Origin of the sequence: Treponema primitia ZAS-2, from assembly GCF_000214375.1 — a bacterium.
Lineage (GTDB): Bacteria > Spirochaetota > Spirochaetia > Treponematales > Breznakiellaceae > Termitinema > Termitinema primitia.
The window spans coordinates 2,451,352-2,467,207 of record NC_015578.1 but is presented as its reverse complement, the minus strand read 5'-3'; the positions used below and the strand labels follow the sequence as shown (position 1 = coordinate 2,467,207).

General features: G+C 52.4%; 12 protein-coding genes. 8 read left to right on the top strand and 4 right to left on the bottom strand.

The annotated features are described in order from the left end of the window. Positions 1-70: 70 nt before the first annotated feature. Complete coding sequence (locus tag TREPR_RS10775; protein ID WP_015708343.1) at positions 71-1,240, bottom strand: hypothetical protein; 1,170 nt, start codon at positions 1,238-1,240, stop codon at positions 71-73. Between the two features lie 117 nt (positions 1,241-1,357). Between TREPR_RS10775 and TREPR_RS10770 the strand changes: the two genes are divergently transcribed. Continuing rightward, on the top strand, positions 1,358-2,002 hold the full coding sequence (locus TREPR_RS10770; RefSeq protein WP_041611628.1) for an RluA family pseudouridine synthase: 645 nt from the start codon (positions 1,358-1,360) through the stop codon (positions 2,000-2,002). Between the two features lie 7 nt (positions 2,003-2,009). On the opposite strand, the gene TREPR_RS17905 is transcribed toward TREPR_RS10770, so the two are convergent. Beyond that, the gene (locus tag TREPR_RS17905; RefSeq protein ID WP_015708341.1) at positions 2,010-2,339 is read right to left on the bottom strand and encodes a helix-turn-helix domain-containing protein; all 330 of its coding nucleotides are present in this window, start codon (positions 2,337-2,339) and stop codon (positions 2,010-2,012) included. Between the two features lie 251 nt (positions 2,340-2,590). Between TREPR_RS17905 and TREPR_RS17900 the strand changes: the two genes are divergently transcribed. Continuing rightward, a complete protein-coding gene (locus tag TREPR_RS17900) occupies positions 2,591-3,961 on the top strand; it encodes an Ig-like domain-containing protein (protein WP_015708340.1) in 1,371 nt (456 codons plus the stop codon). A 179-nt stretch (positions 3,962-4,140) separates the two neighbouring features. On the opposite strand, the gene TREPR_RS10750 is transcribed toward TREPR_RS17900, so the two are convergent. Then, the gene (locus TREPR_RS10750) at positions 4,141-5,379 is read right to left on the bottom strand and encodes an ATP-binding protein (protein ID WP_041611145.1); all 1,239 of its coding nucleotides are present in this window, start codon (positions 5,377-5,379) and stop codon (positions 4,141-4,143) included. A gap of 186 nt (positions 5,380-5,565) precedes the next feature. Here TREPR_RS10750 and metG point away from each other — a divergent pair, with 186 nt between their 5' ends. The 6 genes from metG to TREPR_RS10720 are packed head-to-tail and all read left to right on the top strand — an operon-like array spanning position 5,566 to position 13,563. Continuing rightward, positions 5,566-8,040 carry a methionine--tRNA ligase gene (metG, locus tag TREPR_RS10745; RefSeq protein ID WP_041611144.1) on the top strand — a complete coding sequence of 825 codons (2,475 nt, stop codon included), beginning with the start codon at positions 5,566-5,568 and terminating at the stop codon, positions 8,038-8,040. Continuing rightward, positions 8,040-9,158, top strand: a complete 1,119-nt coding sequence (locus tag TREPR_RS10740) for a lipid II:glycine glycyltransferase FemX (RefSeq protein ID WP_015708337.1) — start codon at positions 8,040-8,042, stop codon at positions 9,156-9,158. Before metG ends, TREPR_RS10740 begins: the two co-directional genes overlap by 1 nt. After that, positions 9,155-9,670 carry a hypothetical protein gene (locus tag TREPR_RS10735; RefSeq protein ID WP_015708336.1) on the top strand — a complete coding sequence of 172 codons (516 nt, stop codon included), beginning with the start codon at positions 9,155-9,157 and terminating at the stop codon, positions 9,668-9,670. Before TREPR_RS10740 ends, TREPR_RS10735 begins: the two co-directional genes overlap by 4 nt. Before the next feature lie 36 nt (positions 9,671-9,706). Next, the gene (locus TREPR_RS10730) at positions 9,707-11,227 is read left to right on the top strand and encodes a type I 3-dehydroquinate dehydratase (RefSeq protein ID WP_015708335.1); all 1,521 of its coding nucleotides are present in this window, start codon (positions 9,707-9,709) and stop codon (positions 11,225-11,227) included. 11 nt (positions 11,228-11,238) lie between these two features. Next, positions 11,239-11,793, top strand: coding sequence for a helix-turn-helix domain-containing protein (locus tag TREPR_RS10725; protein WP_015708334.1), 555 nt, complete (start codon positions 11,239-11,241; stop codon positions 11,791-11,793). Between the two features lie 27 nt (positions 11,794-11,820). Then, positions 11,821-13,563, top strand: coding sequence for an AMP-binding protein (locus TREPR_RS10720; protein WP_015708333.1), 1,743 nt, complete (start codon positions 11,821-11,823; stop codon positions 13,561-13,563). Positions 13,564-13,690: 127 nt separating this feature from the next. On the opposite strand, the gene TREPR_RS10715 is transcribed toward TREPR_RS10720, so the two are convergent. Continuing rightward, positions 13,691-15,805 (bottom strand): hypothetical protein, encoded by a 2,115-nt coding sequence (locus tag TREPR_RS10715; RefSeq protein WP_015708332.1) that lies wholly within the window; start codon positions 15,803-15,805, stop codon positions 13,691-13,693. Positions 15,806-15,856 lie beyond the last annotated feature (51 nt).

Here is a 15,856-nt window from a genome sequence, read left to right as displayed (position 1 = left end):
TTTAATCGGAATTTCTTTTTGTATAAAACAAATCAAACCAAGTGTCAATTAGTTTTGAAAAAAACGGAGTCTAAAACACAACCCCCAGCCAGTGGGCGGGATCGCTCACATTTTGCCCGATGAGTCCCAGGGAAACCTTCGCTGTGGTTTCCGCAACCAGCCAGCGCTTTCCTTCCCAATCAAAGCGGGCTCCGGGCCCTGCAAGATCGATGAGCCCCATGGCGTGGCCGTAGTCTGCGGAAACCATGATAGCCGCAGGGATGTTCGCCTGTTCCATGATGATAGCCCAGAGCATGGCGCGGCTGTCGCAGTCACCCCGGCCCTGGACGGCGGCGCTGATCAGGTTTATAAAGTCACTGCCCAAAAGATTCCGCTCATAGTTAAAGGATTGTACCCAAGCCAGGGCCTTCCCTGCGGTAACCAGGGCTTCAGCTTCGGATGGGCCCGTTCCTGCCGGCACATCCCAGTACCGTTCCAGGGCAAAGGCGGCTTCACCCAGACGGCTGAAGGAGTCCCGGTATATAGCCCGGTAGAAACGGGTCCAGGCCTGCTTCCACCGGGGGGTGGAGGCTGAAAGTTGCAGCACTTCGAATTCCCGGTCCACCAAATACTGGGCGCCCTCTTCATCAAACTCGCCGACCTGGGCCTTCACCCCCAGGCCCGCCAGGCTAACCTGTACCAGGTTTCCCCGGGGATAGGAAAAATCCGTAACCGGCCCGGGAACCCGCCGGTCGGCATTGGTTGGGGCAATGGAATCCAGGGCGGAAAGATGGAGTATTTCCAGGGCCGCATTCCCCGCATCCCCGTATGCCAGGGCAAGGAGTATGGGAACCCCGTTTGCTCGGGCGTCCATTTCCACACAAAGCCCCCATCCTTTCAGGGGAGTATTCTTTCCCGTGTTTCTGCCCCCGGTCTGAGCGGCGGGGATTGAAAAATCAAGCTCTATCAGAGCGGCCTTTTTATCCTGATAGGTAAAAAAGCTTATCTCCCCCTTATTATTAAGCCTCTTCTGGGTATCCTGGGCCAGGGCTTCCAGGGACTGGGCCTGTTGCGAGCCCGGAGGGTACACCACCATTTCAAAGTTTGCGCCTTCGGTTGATCGGAAAGAAAACTTGTCCTTCCCATCGCCGCTCAGGTACTGGTACTCTTCGGGCAAATCCAGACGAAATCCCCAGGTGGGTGAGACCAGGGGCTCCGCGAAAACGGGTATGGAAAGCAGGGCCCCTAGCAAGGCTGCCATCAGAGAGTTCCGTAGGGGTGGGATAAACATTTTTTGCTTGATCATGGTACTATGATAATCGGTATATTGGGAAAACTCCTCTTGTTTTTTTTCGTTGATAAAAAGGGTGTATTTCAATTGAAGCATATTGACCTTGTTTTTGAAAATGAACTCTGCATGGTCCTGAACAAACCTGCGGGCCTGGCGGTGCAGGGCGGGGAAGGGGTAGGGGTGTCCCTGGACTCCCTCCTGGCTGCGGAATTCAGCCCCCGGCCCCTCCTAGTCCACCGCCTGGACAAGGACACCTCAGGGCTCATCCTTGTTGCCAAAAGCAAAGAGGCGGCGGCCCTTTTTTCAGGCATCTTCGCACGATCCGTGCCAGGTACCGTTTTAAAGCTGTACCTGGCGGTTTGCTCAGGCTGCCCTAAGCCTGAGTCGGGGACCATAGAAACGGACCTGGAAATCCGGGGGGCATCCCGGAAAGCTAAAACCACTTACCGCTGCATTAATGGTGACAGTCACCTTTTGGACTTCTCCTTGCTGGAACTGGAGCTGGGCACTGGGCGTATGCACCAGATACGCCGACACTTGGCGTCCATCGGGAACCCCATCCTGGGGGACGATAAGTACGGCGACTTTCCCCTGAACAAAAAGCTCCGCAAAGAACAGGGGCTTAAGCGGCTGCTGCTCCATTCCAGCCGGCTGCTTATACCGGAAAGCCTCTGCGGGTTTGCGCTGGATCTGAGTGCACCCCTGCCTGATTACTTTGGGCCGTTTCTGTAGTGAAGAATTACCCTTTCGGCTTCTTATCCCGCTTTGCAAAAGCGGTTTCCACCGCCTCTTCAACCATCTGCCGTATTTCAGTAACAAGTGTCCGGCGAAGTTTCTCCAGTTCCTCTTTAGGAGAATGGGAAACCACAAATAGTTCATAGATTTCGATGTCCAGAACGGCAGCAAGGCGTTCAATAATTTCTGATGTAGGAAAATTACGGGCAAGTTCTATCATGGCGATATAATGAGTAGATACTTCGGCCATTTCGGCCAGTTTTTCTTGGGAAAACCCACATTTTTTACGGTTTTCTTTCAAGTTATTTGCAAAAATTTCACGAAGCCGTGCCATTTTTTCAGCCTGCTTATCTGTAAGGTAATAATATAGACTTATCTTTTTCTGATAACTATCTATTGGATATTTATTATTACTTGACAGATAATATTTTGCATGATATTTTGAAATTCGAGGGTGAAATTTAGAAAATTTTGCCTGTTTTACCGGAAAACGCCGGGTAGTCTCATGGGGGACGCACTGGTGTTTTCTCCACCAGAAAGGGTGGGGAACCCGGTTCAGTGCCAGATGGCAAAGGGGATGCGATTATGAAAAAACATGGTTTTTTTGTGGGAATGCTGGCTATTTTACTGGTATTCGGAATAGTTTTTGTTGGCTGTGGTGATAGCAATTCAGGTGACCCCACTAGCCCCCCCAGTGGCAGTTATACCAATCTTTTTGTGGGGACTTGGACCAGCGGAACAGGCGATCAGGCACTGACATTAACCTTTCCTTCTGTCGGTACCTGGGCTGTAAGCGGCGGCTTCTCTGGTACCGGAGCCTATACCATTTTGGGTAATACCGCGACATTAACAGAAAGCGGCAAAATATACGGTACCGCCATCATTTCAGGGACAAATCTGACGGTTACTCCGGCTAACGGTAGTACGCCTATGACTTTTACCAAAAGCACAACTAGTGATGACAAGGATGACAAGGATGACAAGGATGATGATGATGGTGAATTTGTCGCAGTTACGAATATTACCGGAGTCACCACTAAGGCTACTGCGGGAACCAATATTACTCTGAGCGGTACGGTTGTTCCGACCGGTGCCACGAACAAAACTATCAAGTGGAGTGTAAATTCAGCAGGAACCACCGGGGCTTCTATTTCCGGAACTACGCTCAGCACCACAAAAGCGGGTACAGTAACGGTTACGGCAACTATCACCAATGGTACTGCTTCTGGTAATTACACAAAGAATTTTACTATTACTGTTGGTGCGAAAGACGGTGATGGTGATGATCAAAGTGGTGGTGACAATAAAGGTGGTGACGACGATGATGAATTTGTTGCAGTAACCGGTATCACCGGCGTCCCTACTAAGGCTACTGCGGGAACCAATCTTACCCTGACTGGTACGGTTGCACCGGTTGGCGCCACGAACAAAACCATCAAATGGAGTGTAAGTGCCGCAGGAACTACCGGGGCTTCTATTTCCGGTAGTACCCTCAGCACCACAAAGGCGGGCACGGTAACGGTTACGGCAACTATCACCAATGGAGCCACTGCTTCTTCTGACTACACAAAGGATTTTAGTATTACGGTGAGCGCTGCGGAAGAAAAAATCGAATATAGAATTGATCAAGCGCTCTTCACCATCAGCACTACAAAAAAAAGCGGCAACGATCTGGTTTTTAACTGGACGCTTAAAACATCGGGAAAGACTCCCAATGGCTTATACACTTATAAAGCGCCTGATAACATTGTGATTTCAATACAGTCAGATGGTGTGTATTTAGATGGTGCTACTCTTGCAGGGAGTGCAAAAACGTACACCCTTAAAAATTATGCAAGTTATGTTGAGGAAGATAGATTATACCTCCGGTTAAAATGTACAAGCACAGACGGTGACAAAATTTCGTATATTGTTTATCGTCCTTCTATCGATACATTTACCACTAATTATCCGTAAATATTGTTACGGCTTTGAGGGACTGCAAAAGACCAGCGGTGGTACACTGAATTTCTTCGGCCCGGTTTAGCAATAAGCCGGGCCTTTCTTTTGCCAGTGGCGCCAGGCGCCTTTGCGTTACCTCTCTTTTCTTTCACCTTCCCCTTGTTTTTGCGGTAAATTAAAAATGACATTGTAATTCATGATTTGTAGTCAGCATTCTCCATCAATAAAAAGTCCGGCAGGTAGATATGCTGTACCCCTTCAACGGAACTCGTTCGGTTTTTATCCAGGCTGACTACATATTTTGGAAATTGATCCTTTATTTTTAAAAGATTGCCAAATTCTCGTTCAATAATCTTTAGATCGTTATTAATAATGTAGGTAACCTGAATATACATTTTTTCATTTTGTTTCGTGCATACAAAATCAATTTCCTTATCATTAAGCTGTCCGGTGAATACCTCCCATCCCTTGCGCCTAAGTTCATTGTATACAATGTTCTCCATAATTCCGGCAATTCTGTTATCATCGTACCCTAACAGGGCATGGATGAAAGAGACATCGGACACAAAATATTTTTCCTGAAGGTTCAGTAATTTTTTGCCCTTAATATCATAACGGTGGACCTTTTCAATAATATAGGCCCTTTCAAGGGCCGTAATATAATCTAAAATCGTATCCACGCTTAATTTTCGTCCATGGCTGGTAAAATAACCTGATATGCTCCGGGCCGAAAACAGCTTGCCCACATTGTCAAAAACAAATCGTACCACCCGTTCCAACATATCAGTATTTCGCAGGCCATTCCTTTGCATCACATCTTTTAGAACAACCGTAGAATAGATATCGGAAACTGCTTTGTAAATCAGGGCACTGTTCATTTCTTTGAAATAGTGAATTGTAGGAAATCCTCCCAGTTTAATATAATCCCAAATATGGGCCGTAGGATCACTAATGGAACTATTTCTGATATCCCGGATAAAAGTGAGGTACTCCGCAAAAGAAAGTGGTCGTATGGTAAATTGCACATATCGTCCTGATAACAGGGTTGCTAACTCTGATGAAAGAAGGGTGGAGTTTGAGCCGGTAATAAATATGTCGGCGTTCTTTGCAGCAAAAAATGAATTTATCACCCGTTCCCAACCGGAAAGCAATTGTACCTCATCCAACAGAAGGTATATCTTAGGACTGATTTCCAGGCGCTCGGTTATTTCCTTCACCAATTTTTCCGGGATCAGGATGTCCTCTATACTATACAATTCAAGATTGATGTGGACCACCGCTTTTTCATTTATACCCGAGGCGATAAGCTCATCTTTTAGCAATTCTAAAATTGTCGATTTCCCGCAGCGCCTGATACCGGTTAAAACTTTGATGAACGGGGTATTTATAAAGGGCCTGATTTGGGACAAGTATGATTCCCTTTCAATTTTCATAGTATAATAATACTCAATTAATCGGCTTTTATCAAGTAAATCGTCGAATATAATCGACATATATGTGAAAAATGATATAAATATCGACTATAATCGAATGATATGCGGACGGTCTATGGACCTCCTGCGGCGGGCTTTGCATTATGGGATTGTAAAATCCCCTTCCTTTTACTATAGTTGACTCTTATGAAGCGACGATTAATTACCTCTGCACTTCCTTATGTAAACAATGTTCCCCATCTGGGTAACTTGATTCAGGTTCTTTCCGCCGATGCCTTTGCCCGGTTCTGCCGGCTCAGGGGTTACGACACCCTCTACATCTGCGGCACCGACGAATACGGCACCGCCACGGAAACCCGGGCCGCCGAGGAGGGGATTGGTCCCCAGGAACTATGCGACCGGTACTATACCATCCATGCGGAGATTTACCGCTGGTTCAATATCGGGTTTGACAAATTCGGGCGCACTTCCACCCCAATTCAGACCGAGGTTACCCAGGATATTTTCAAAAAACTGGATGCCAACGGGTTTATCACCGAACATACCATCGAGCAGCTTCATTGCAGCCATTGTGACCGGTTCCTGGCGGACCGCTATGTCCGGGGGACCTGCCCCCATTGCGGCTATGCCGACGCCCGGGGGGACCAATGCGAATCTTGCGGTAAGCTCCTGGACCCTACGGAGCTTAAAGAGCCTCGCTGTGCAAGCTGTGGTTCCACCCCGGCCTTAAAATCCACCAAACACCTCTACCTGGATCTCCCCAAGCTCCGGGATAAGTTTGATCCCTGGATACAGGAAGCTTCAGTAAAGGGCTTTTGGTCAAAAAATGCCGTACAGATGACCCAGGCCTGGCTCAGGGACGGCCTGCGGGAACGGGCCATTACCCGGGACCTTAAATGGGGGATCCCGGTGCCCAAAGAAGGGTATGAAAATAAAGTTTTTTACGTGTGGTTTGACGCCTGCATCGGCTATATTTCCATTACCGGGAACCTGGGTGCGGAGACTGCCAAGGGACTTAAGACCCAGAGTTGGCATGCCTTCCTGGATGACTGGTGGAAAAACCCCGATGAGGTGGAACTGTTCCAGTTTATCGGGAAGGACAATATCCCCTTCCACACGGTGATCTTCCCTTCCAGCCTTTTAGGGTCCGGGGATAACTGGACCATGCTTCATCACATGTCCAGCACGGAATACCTGAACTACGAAAGCGGCAAGTTTTCCAAGACCAGAGGGGTGGGGGTCTTTGGAACCGATGTGATGGAGACCGGCATTGCGGCGGATATTTGGCGTTTCTACATTTTCTACAACCGGCCGGAAAAGGCGGATGCCCTCTTTACCTGGAAAGATTTTCAGGAAAAGGTGAATGGGGAACTGATCGGTAACCTGGGCAACTTGGTAAATAGGACCCTGTCCTTTGTGACCCGCTACTATGACGGGAAAATTCCCGGTACCGGGATTCTGGCCCCCGGGGGTATCCTGCTTCCCGAAAATACCGGCCTCTGGGAAACCGTGCGGGACTTTGAGGCGGATATTGCGGAAAAGCTGGAGCGCTCTGACCTGCGGGATGCGTTTCGGGCGATCTTTGAACTTTCTTCATTTGCCAATAAGACCTTCCAGGACGGCGAACCCTGGCGGACCCGAAAGGATGACCCCCCGGCTGCGGAAGCCCTGATTCGGGACCTCTGCCATGTGGTCCGGGATATTGCGGTAATGATCGAGCCCTATATGCCCCAGGCGGCAGAAAAAATTGCCTCCTTCTTCGGCCTTTCCATTGGGAAGAAGAAGGAGGGAATAAAATTGCCGGGACTCAGGATAGCGGGGCACAATATCCCTGAGATCAAGATTGCTGCGATAGACAAGGTTATTACCTGGGACGATATAGGCCGGGACAAGGGGCTCCACGAGGTGGTAAAAAGCGAGGTCCTTTTCACCAAGTTGGAGGATGAGCAAATAGCGGAACTGCGGGAACGTTATTCCGGAAGCCAGAAGGAACGGGCCGACCGGGATGCTGCCGACAAGACAGCCGTCGCTCAAACTGCTGCCGGGGACGCCGCCGCTAACAAAGCTGTCGCTAGTCAAGGGTCCGGCCAGGCCGGGGCACCGAAGCCGGCTGCTCCTGCAAAGCCGGAGAGCGCCCCGATTCCTGAGGCGGAGCTTCCCGCAGCTTTTGCGCTTACCCTGGATCTCCGGGTTGCAGAAATTGTAAAGATAGAGCGGCACCCCAAAGCGGACAAACTCTACATAGAAACCCTGAATATCACCAATACTGAGGGCGTTTTGGAAGAACGGATCATTGTTTCCGGGCTGGTTCCCTTTTATAAAGAAGAGGAGCTGCTCCACAAGCGCATTATCGTTGCGTACAATCTCAAGGCCGCCAAGCTCCGGGGGGTTGAAAGCCGGGGTATGCTCCTGGCCGCTTCGGATAGGGATGCTGAGGGCAACGAGCGGGTAGAGGTGCTGGACGCCGGGGAACTGCCTACGGGAACCCGTGTGGGCATTGAGGGGCAGGAGCTTCGGGATGCCGGGGAAATAAGCATCGACACATTTTTTACCATCCCCATACTGGTGAAGGATCACCAGGTTACTGTTGGGGGTAAAGCTCTGAACGCCGGCGGCATTCCGCTTAAAACAAAAATTATTTCCACAGGAGAAGTTCACTGATGAGCGCCCCCGGAAAATCCCCCTACGGGATCCGGGGGATAGTTCTCGCGGATCTTGCCGCCTGTAATGGGGCCGCCTCTTTCCTGCAATCAGGGTTTTGGGGCAGCTTTAAGGCGCGGTTCGGGTGGACTGCCCGATCCTTCCTGATCAGCTGGTATGCAGATGCCGGGACCGGCCCCCGGGGCCCGGTTGCCATGCCTCTTCTGGTGATACGCCGGCGCCTGGCCTTTGGGGCTTCCTTCGCTTATGTGCCTTGGGGGCCCGAACTGCCCCCGGGATTTTTCCCCGATGATGAGGGAAAGAGCCGGATCCTCCTGGAACTTGCCCGGGCCCTGCAACCCCTGCTGCCTGAAAATACCGCCTTTATCCGTTTCGATCCCCCCTGGTATACCGAGGGCGCGGAAACTCCCCCGCCGCAGATCTACCCGCCTTTTTCCCGGGCCGCAGCATCGGTGCAGCCCCCGGACACGGCCCTGGTGGACCTTGTTCCGTCTGAGGAGGATATCCTCAAGCAGATGAAACCCAAGTGGCGCTACAACATAGGGTTGGCGAAAAAGAAGGGAGTAACCGTACGATTTACAGGGGCGGAGGAACTGGGTACCTTTTATGCCCTTTTCCAGGAGACCGCAAAACGGGACGGCATCAGCATTCATGACATTTCCTATTATGAAACCCTGTTTTCCCATTGCGGGGAGTATCCCGCCGATTCCGGCCAGGAACTGCGGCTCTATATTGCAGAATACCAGGGGAGGGCGCTGGCTGCCAATATCGTGCTTTTCAGGAAAACTGAGGCGACCTATCTCTACGGCGCTACCTCAAACCAGGACCGTAACCTCATGGCGGCTTATGCCCTCCAGTGGAAGGCCATGGAGGATGCCAAGGCTGCGGGGTGTAGGGTGTATGATCTTTTCGGTATACCTCCGTCCGCCGATCCGGGCCATCCCATGGCAGGGCTTTACCTTTTTAAAACCGGCTTTGGAGGGCGGATCATTCACCGCCCGGGAACCTGGGACTATACCTATAAACCCCTCATACGGAACCTTTTTTCTATCGCAGAAGCCCTGCGGAAAGTCTTATGGAATCTTAGGAAAAAGAAAAAGGGGAAGAAACCATCGTGATAGCAATACTGTTATGCGGGAAACTTCGTTGCAAATTACGCTTCATTCAGCCCAGGGCTCGCTTCTTTACCTGTTTGGTAGCTTTTCTGTTTCTGGGTGGGGTAAGCCTTTTCCCTCAGTCCTTTTCCGGGGAGCAGGAACTCCCCGGGGACCCTGCCCAGCCCATAGGGCTTACCCTTAGCTTGGTGTATGCCCGCTACGGGGTTCCCGAATCGGTATATACGATCCGAGGAGCTGAGGAGTGGCAGGACGATGTGGTTTTTGTGTATAATGACCGGGATATGTATGTTTTTAAAGACCGGGTATGGCAGGTTTCGGTAAGAACCGCCTACGGTATTACCCTGGGCGATCCCGGGGGGGTGGTTTCTCTGATCCTGGGGGATGGGGTACAAAGCTTCAGCGGGTACCTGCTCTATGCTCTGCCTTCCCGATCCTGGCCCCTGCAATTGCGGGTGAACCTGGATAACGCCGGACGGGTGGAGTCGATTTTTATTTATCGTTCCGATTTTTAAGGCTTGATTTCTATCTGCGATTTATGAGGAGTTGTTATGGCGAAGATATGTCTCTGCCTCACCGGAAAAACCATTGCCAAAGATCTGGAGGTTTTGGAAAAACACCGGAAGTATGTTGATATGGCGGAGCTGCGGGTTGACCATCTGGAGCCGGATGAACGCCTGCTGATCCGTCGTTTCCCCGAACAGGCGGGCTTGCCGGTGCTGTTAACCATACGCAGAAAAATGGACGGCGGCAAGTTTGCCGGCGGTGAAGGCGCCCGGATTAGCCTCTTTTCCAAAGGCCTGGCCTTTGCGGAGGCGGACCGGCGGCATAATTTTGCCTATGTGGATCTGGAGGAAGACCTCAATGTCCCTAGCCTTGAAGAAGCGGCCCGCACCTTTGGTACCCGGATCATCCGGTCTTACCATAACCTTCAGGGGGTGGATGAGGATTTGCCCGGAAAGATCCGGGGACTGCTTCATGTGGGGGATGAAATTGCAAAAGTAGCGGTGATGCCCCACGGTTTTGATGATGTGCTTCGGGTGTACCGGGCCGCTAAAGATACTGCGGGTATCGAAAAGATACTGCTCTGTATGGGACACATGGGGACCAGCACCCGTATTCTGGCGGAATATCTGGGCAGCCACCTGAGTTATGCCTCCGCCGAGGGCACGGAGCAGGATTCCGATTTCCCCCCGGCCGCTCCGGGTCAAATCTCCCCACGGGAACTGGTGGAGCTGTACCGTTTCAGGGAACTCACTTCCCAGACCAGGCTTTTCGGCATCCTGGGCTATCCCCTTAAGGTAAGCTCCAGTCCTGCTTTTTTCAACGCAGTCTTTACTTCGGAAAATACCGACGCAGTATATGTACCTTTCCCTTCGGATTCGGTGGACCCCTTCATGCAGCTTGCCGCTGAGATCAAGCTCCAGGGCGTGTCGGTAACCATTCCTTATAAGGAGAAGGTCATTCCTTATTTGAATAAGAAGTTAGGCGATGTAGAAACATTGGGCGCCTGTAATACCCTCATAGCAGAAGAAGATGGCTGGACCGGAGCTAATACCGATGCCCGGGGCTTTTCGGATTCCCTCCTGGATTTTATCGGAAAGACAAATTTCAAGGGCTGCCGGATCACCATCATTGGCGCAGGCGGGGTGTCCAAGGCAGTGGCGGCGGAAATATTCCGCCTTAAGGGAAAGGCCCTGATTCTGAACCGTACCGTACCACGGGCCCGGGAAGAAGCGGCCCCCTACCGCTTCGCCTGGGGCAGCTTGGACACACATGGCGCCGAGCTGATGAACGCTTACAGCGATATTATTGTGCAGACCACTTCAGTGGGTATGGACCCGGATATTGAGGGAGACCCTCTGGAGATCTACGCATTTAAGGGAACAGAAGTGGTGATGGACCTCATCTACAAGCCCGAGCGTACCCGGTTCCTGATCCGGGCCGCTGCAGCAGGCTGTCGTGTTATGAACGGGCATGATATGCTTATCCGTCAGGCTAAGTATCAGTATTCCTATTATCTTGGAAAAGAGTATCCTTCCAAGCTCGTATCCCGGGCAAGGTCGGGTTAAAAGGAGGCTTTATGGCAGAAGAGAAGATCGAGATTGCCGCCCGTATGCGGGTATTGCGGGAAATAGAGGGGATCAGTGCGGAAGCCCTGGCCGATGAATTGGGTTTTGATACCCCGGAGTACAAAAAATGGGAGTCCGGTGAAGCGGAAATTTCCGTGGGCGCCCTGGTGGAAATAGCAAACCATTTCGGTGTGGATCTGACCGAATTGGTCATGGGCAAGCCGTCCCGGCTCAGGACTTTTTGCCTGACCCGTGCGGCTCAAGGCACTGAAGTGATCCGGCGCCCCATGTATACCCACTGGAACCTGGCCCACAATTTTCACCACAAAAAGGGGGAACCCTTCTTGGTGGAAGCAGCCGCAGACACAGAGCAGAAACCCCTGAGCTTCAACACCCATCCGGGGCAGGAATTTGACTATGTCCTGGAGGGTCGGCTCTTGATTTCTGTCGGGGGTCATGAAATGGAACTGGGTCCCGGTGACAGTATCTACTATGATTCCGGCGAGCCCCACGGTATGAAAGCCCTGGGAGGGCAGCGCGCCCGTTTTCTCGCCATGGTTCTTTAACAACTTTTCTAAAAGGAGGCTTTTCCGATGCTGGAGAAATATTTATCCCGGGATACCTTTGATTCCTATGAGGATTATTACAACAATTATTCTGTGAACATACCGGAAAATTTTAACTTTGCCTGGGATGTGATGGATACCATTGCTGCTGAGCGAGGAAATGATCGGGCTCTGGTATGGCGTGACGAAAAAGGCGCCGAAGCGGAATTTACCTACGGCGATATAAAACGGCTCTCGGATAAGGCGGCCCAGGTGTTCCTGGATGCGGGCATAGGCAAGGGAGACCCGGTGATGATTATCCTCAAGCGCCGCCATGAATACTGGCCCACGCTCCTGGCCCTCCACAAAATCGGCGCCATTGCCATTCCTGCGACCCATCTCCTGACCGTCAAGGATATTGTTTACAGGGTTGAGGCTGCGGACATAGCCGGGATTGTCTGCGTGGACGATGAACAGGTGATGAATCGTGTTGATGAGGCTCTGGCAAAAATGCATAGTAATACTGCGAGAAAAGTATCCCTGCGCTACAAGGCCTTTGTGCGATCCGTCCATTCCCCTAAAGAGGCACAGCCCGGAAAAGCAGCCAAGTCGCCATGGGCTGATTTTAATTTTCTTGTGGAAAAAGCTCCGGATAATTTTACCCGCCCTCCAAAGGTGAACACCAATAATGACACCATGCTCCTCTACTTTACCTCGGGCACCACGGGGATGCCCAAGATGGTGCAGCATGACTTTGCCTATCCCCTGGGGCACATTGCCACCGCAAAATACTGGCACCAGGTGGTCCCCGGGGGACTCCACCTTACCGTTTCAGACACCGGCTGGGCCAAGGCCGCCTGGGGCAAAATTTACGGGCAGTGGCTCTGCGGGACCGCAATATTTGTGTACGATTACGATCGCTTTGATCCCCCGGCGATGCTGGAAATTATTTCCAAAAACCGGCTTACCACCTTTTGCGCCCCCCCTACGGTGTATCGCTTCTTTATCAAGGAAGATCTGAAAAAATACGATTTTTCTTCCCTGAAACACTGTACCGTTGCGGGGGAACCCCTGAACCCGGAGATATTCGAGCAGTTTCTCGCGGGTACGGGGCTCAAGCTCCACGAATGTTACGGCCAGACCGAACTCACGGTTACAATGGTTACCTTACAATGGATGGAACCTAAGCCCGGCTCCATGGGTAGGCCCTCCCCGGGCTATGACGTGGACCTCCTCCGGGAAGATGGCAGCTCCTGCGATATGGGGGAAGAAGGCCAGCTGGTGGTCCGCACAGACCGGCGTAGGCCCATAGGAATGTTTCACGGCTATTACCGGGATGAAGCGCTCACTAAAAGTGTGTGGCACGATGATGTCTACCATACCGGTGATGTTGCCTGGCGGGATGAAGACGGTTACTACTGGTTTGTGGGCCGTTCCGACGATGTGATCAAAAGCTCAGGCTACCGCATTGGCCCTTTTGAAGTGGAAAGCGCCCTCATGGAACATCCAGCAGTCCTGGAATGCGCCATCACCGGTGTCCCCGATGCAGACCGGGGCACAGTGGTCAAAGCCACAGTAATCCTCGCCAAGGGCTGGTCCGCTTCGGAGGAACTGAAGCTGGAGCTCCAGAACCATGTGAAGAAGACTACCGCACCCTATAAGTACCCCCGGATAATAGAGTTTGTAAGCGAACTTCCCAAGACCATCAGCGGTAAAATTCGCCGGGTACAGATCCGGGCGGAAGATACGGGAAGCGCGGATACCGGCGGGCCAGGGCTTTCCCCGGATTAATGGAGAAAATACATAAGAAGATTTACCACAGAGTCGCAGAGGAAGAACACAGAGTACACGGAGGAAGGGGGAGGAAGTTTTCTGCCCTTTTCTTCTCTCTGCGCCTCTGTGGTTATTCCTGTTTTTTCTATATATCAAGTCTCCCCAGATAATCCTCGTACTCTTTCTGCGCGGCCTGTGCAGTTTTCCTGGCTTCGTCAACACTGGCGGAAAGTGCATCGATTTCTGTATCCATGGCGACCAGCCGTTTAAGGTACTCCTGCCCCTGGGGCGTCTGGTTTCCCGCCGCTTCCAGGTTGCGCCGGATACGGTCCTGTTCGGCTGTGCGGTAAGTCCGCTGCCCCTCAATTTCAAGCTGCGCCGCCTTTGCGGTGTCTGCGGCCTTCTTCAGTTCTATAGCCTGCTGGAGGGCTGCCCGGGCATTGGCGGGTATTTCCTGGTTTGTGGCGTAGGCCGCAAAATTCTCCGCCAGGAGCTGGGTCAGGACTATTCGTTCCTCCAGGGGGAGTTCTTCGCGGATAGTAATGGTAAGTTCCCGTTCAGCAGAAAGGTTCATGCTGAAACGATAGAGAGTATCTGTGCGCTCGTCGAATTCTGCGGGCATCACCAATGCTGTTCCCGCAGTTATGGGGTGCTCCAGGATCAGTTGTTTCCGTTCACCGGAAGCGTTATTGATGGTGTAGGATCGTTCAAAGCTGATCCTCCGTGCTATTACCATGACCCCACCGCTTATGGTAACTGTTCTGACCACCGGGGTTGATGAGGCAATGACCGCCCCGGATACGGAAAGATCCTCTCCGTATGAGATGAGCCGCTTTTCCCCGGTAGGAAAGAATCCCAGCAGCGCGTCCCCGGCATAGGAACCGCCGTCAAAAACCGTGACCGGCCCTGCGGGGAGCTTCATGCCCGTGGTGTTGGTCAGCTCCGCGCTGATAGCCGGGTGGATGATCCCCTCTTGAGCAGCCCGTTCCCCGCTGAACACTAACGTTTTTTTCACCCCCACGGTCCCCTCCACCAGGGGGAACATGGCGCTCTGCTGCCGCGCCAGGGTGACCGGATCTTTCAGGGTGAATTCAAACTGGTCCCCCAGTTCCCGGCCTGAGGCGCTTTCGGCGCCCCCCGCAAGGCTTTGCATGGCGGAGTTATAAGCAGCCCCGTCTCGGGGAGGCGCGGGTACCGGTGCCCGGCTCAAGGACTTTGCCTGGGGGGCATACTCACGGGTCTCCATAAGTGCCTCGGCGTCAGCCGCGCCACCCCAGCCTGAGTCGTAGCTCCGCGCTTCGGCAGCCCCTGCAATGGCCAGGGGAAGGGTAGGGCGGTCAAGGTAATAGGGGGGGTAGAGATTCTGAATAAAGGAAACAGGCCGGCCTGTTACCAGGGAAAGTTCAACCCGGTTCCAGTCGGTGTCACCATCGTTGTCCACGATAGCCCAGCCCTGGAGCAGGGGCTGTTCCCTGCTGAGATCAAGGCGGTAGGAAACCTTCCATACCGGCGCGGGGATTACGTAGCTCAGGGATACTGTGCGGCGATCCTGGGCAGGCAAGACAACCCTGAGAGTCCGGGTCTCGGCTTGCCGGGATTCCATGATTAGGTCCAGGGCCCTTTGGATGTCCCCATTAAGGGAAGGGTCGGTAAAGGAAAAAGAAACCATATCCTTAACTGCCATAACCCGTATGCCCTGGGAAGTCACCAGGGAAAGCCAGGCTTCCCGGACCGGTTCGCCCCCGTAGATTCCGCTTCCCGGTGTGCTCCGGTATTCGATACCCAGAATGCGGCCGCTCACAGGCGGCGTGGCATTGACCAGTATCTCTGCGCCCCGCAATCCTTGCAGTATTTCTGCGGCCCCGGGATTCCCCGACAGATCGATGCGGAGGCTCCGCAGGGTGCGGTACAGGGTCTGTTCCGAAGGGTACTGCACAGAAGGGGAGTGGGAACCGGAGTCGTTGATCACCAGGGATTTTAACGCGTCATTGACCGCGCCGGCATTGAAGGGGAGGGGAATTTCGGCGGAACCCGAAAGCTCCCCGGCATGTTCAAAGTAAGCCACCCCGGAGGAAAAAAGGGAAACCCTGCGCAGGGGCAGTTCCCCTTCCGCTGCGGGGCCTGAGTTTGCCGGGCCGCCTGATCCGCCCCGTGTTCCCGGGGGCTCCCGGTCCTGCATGGACTGGGCAAAAAAACCTGTCCCATTCAGGGAGAAGGCCAGGGTAAGCAGCAGGGGATACATCAAATAGTTTTTTCGCATTATAATTAATCCTTTCATTACGTATAGTATGAATTTTATGATATACGTTAA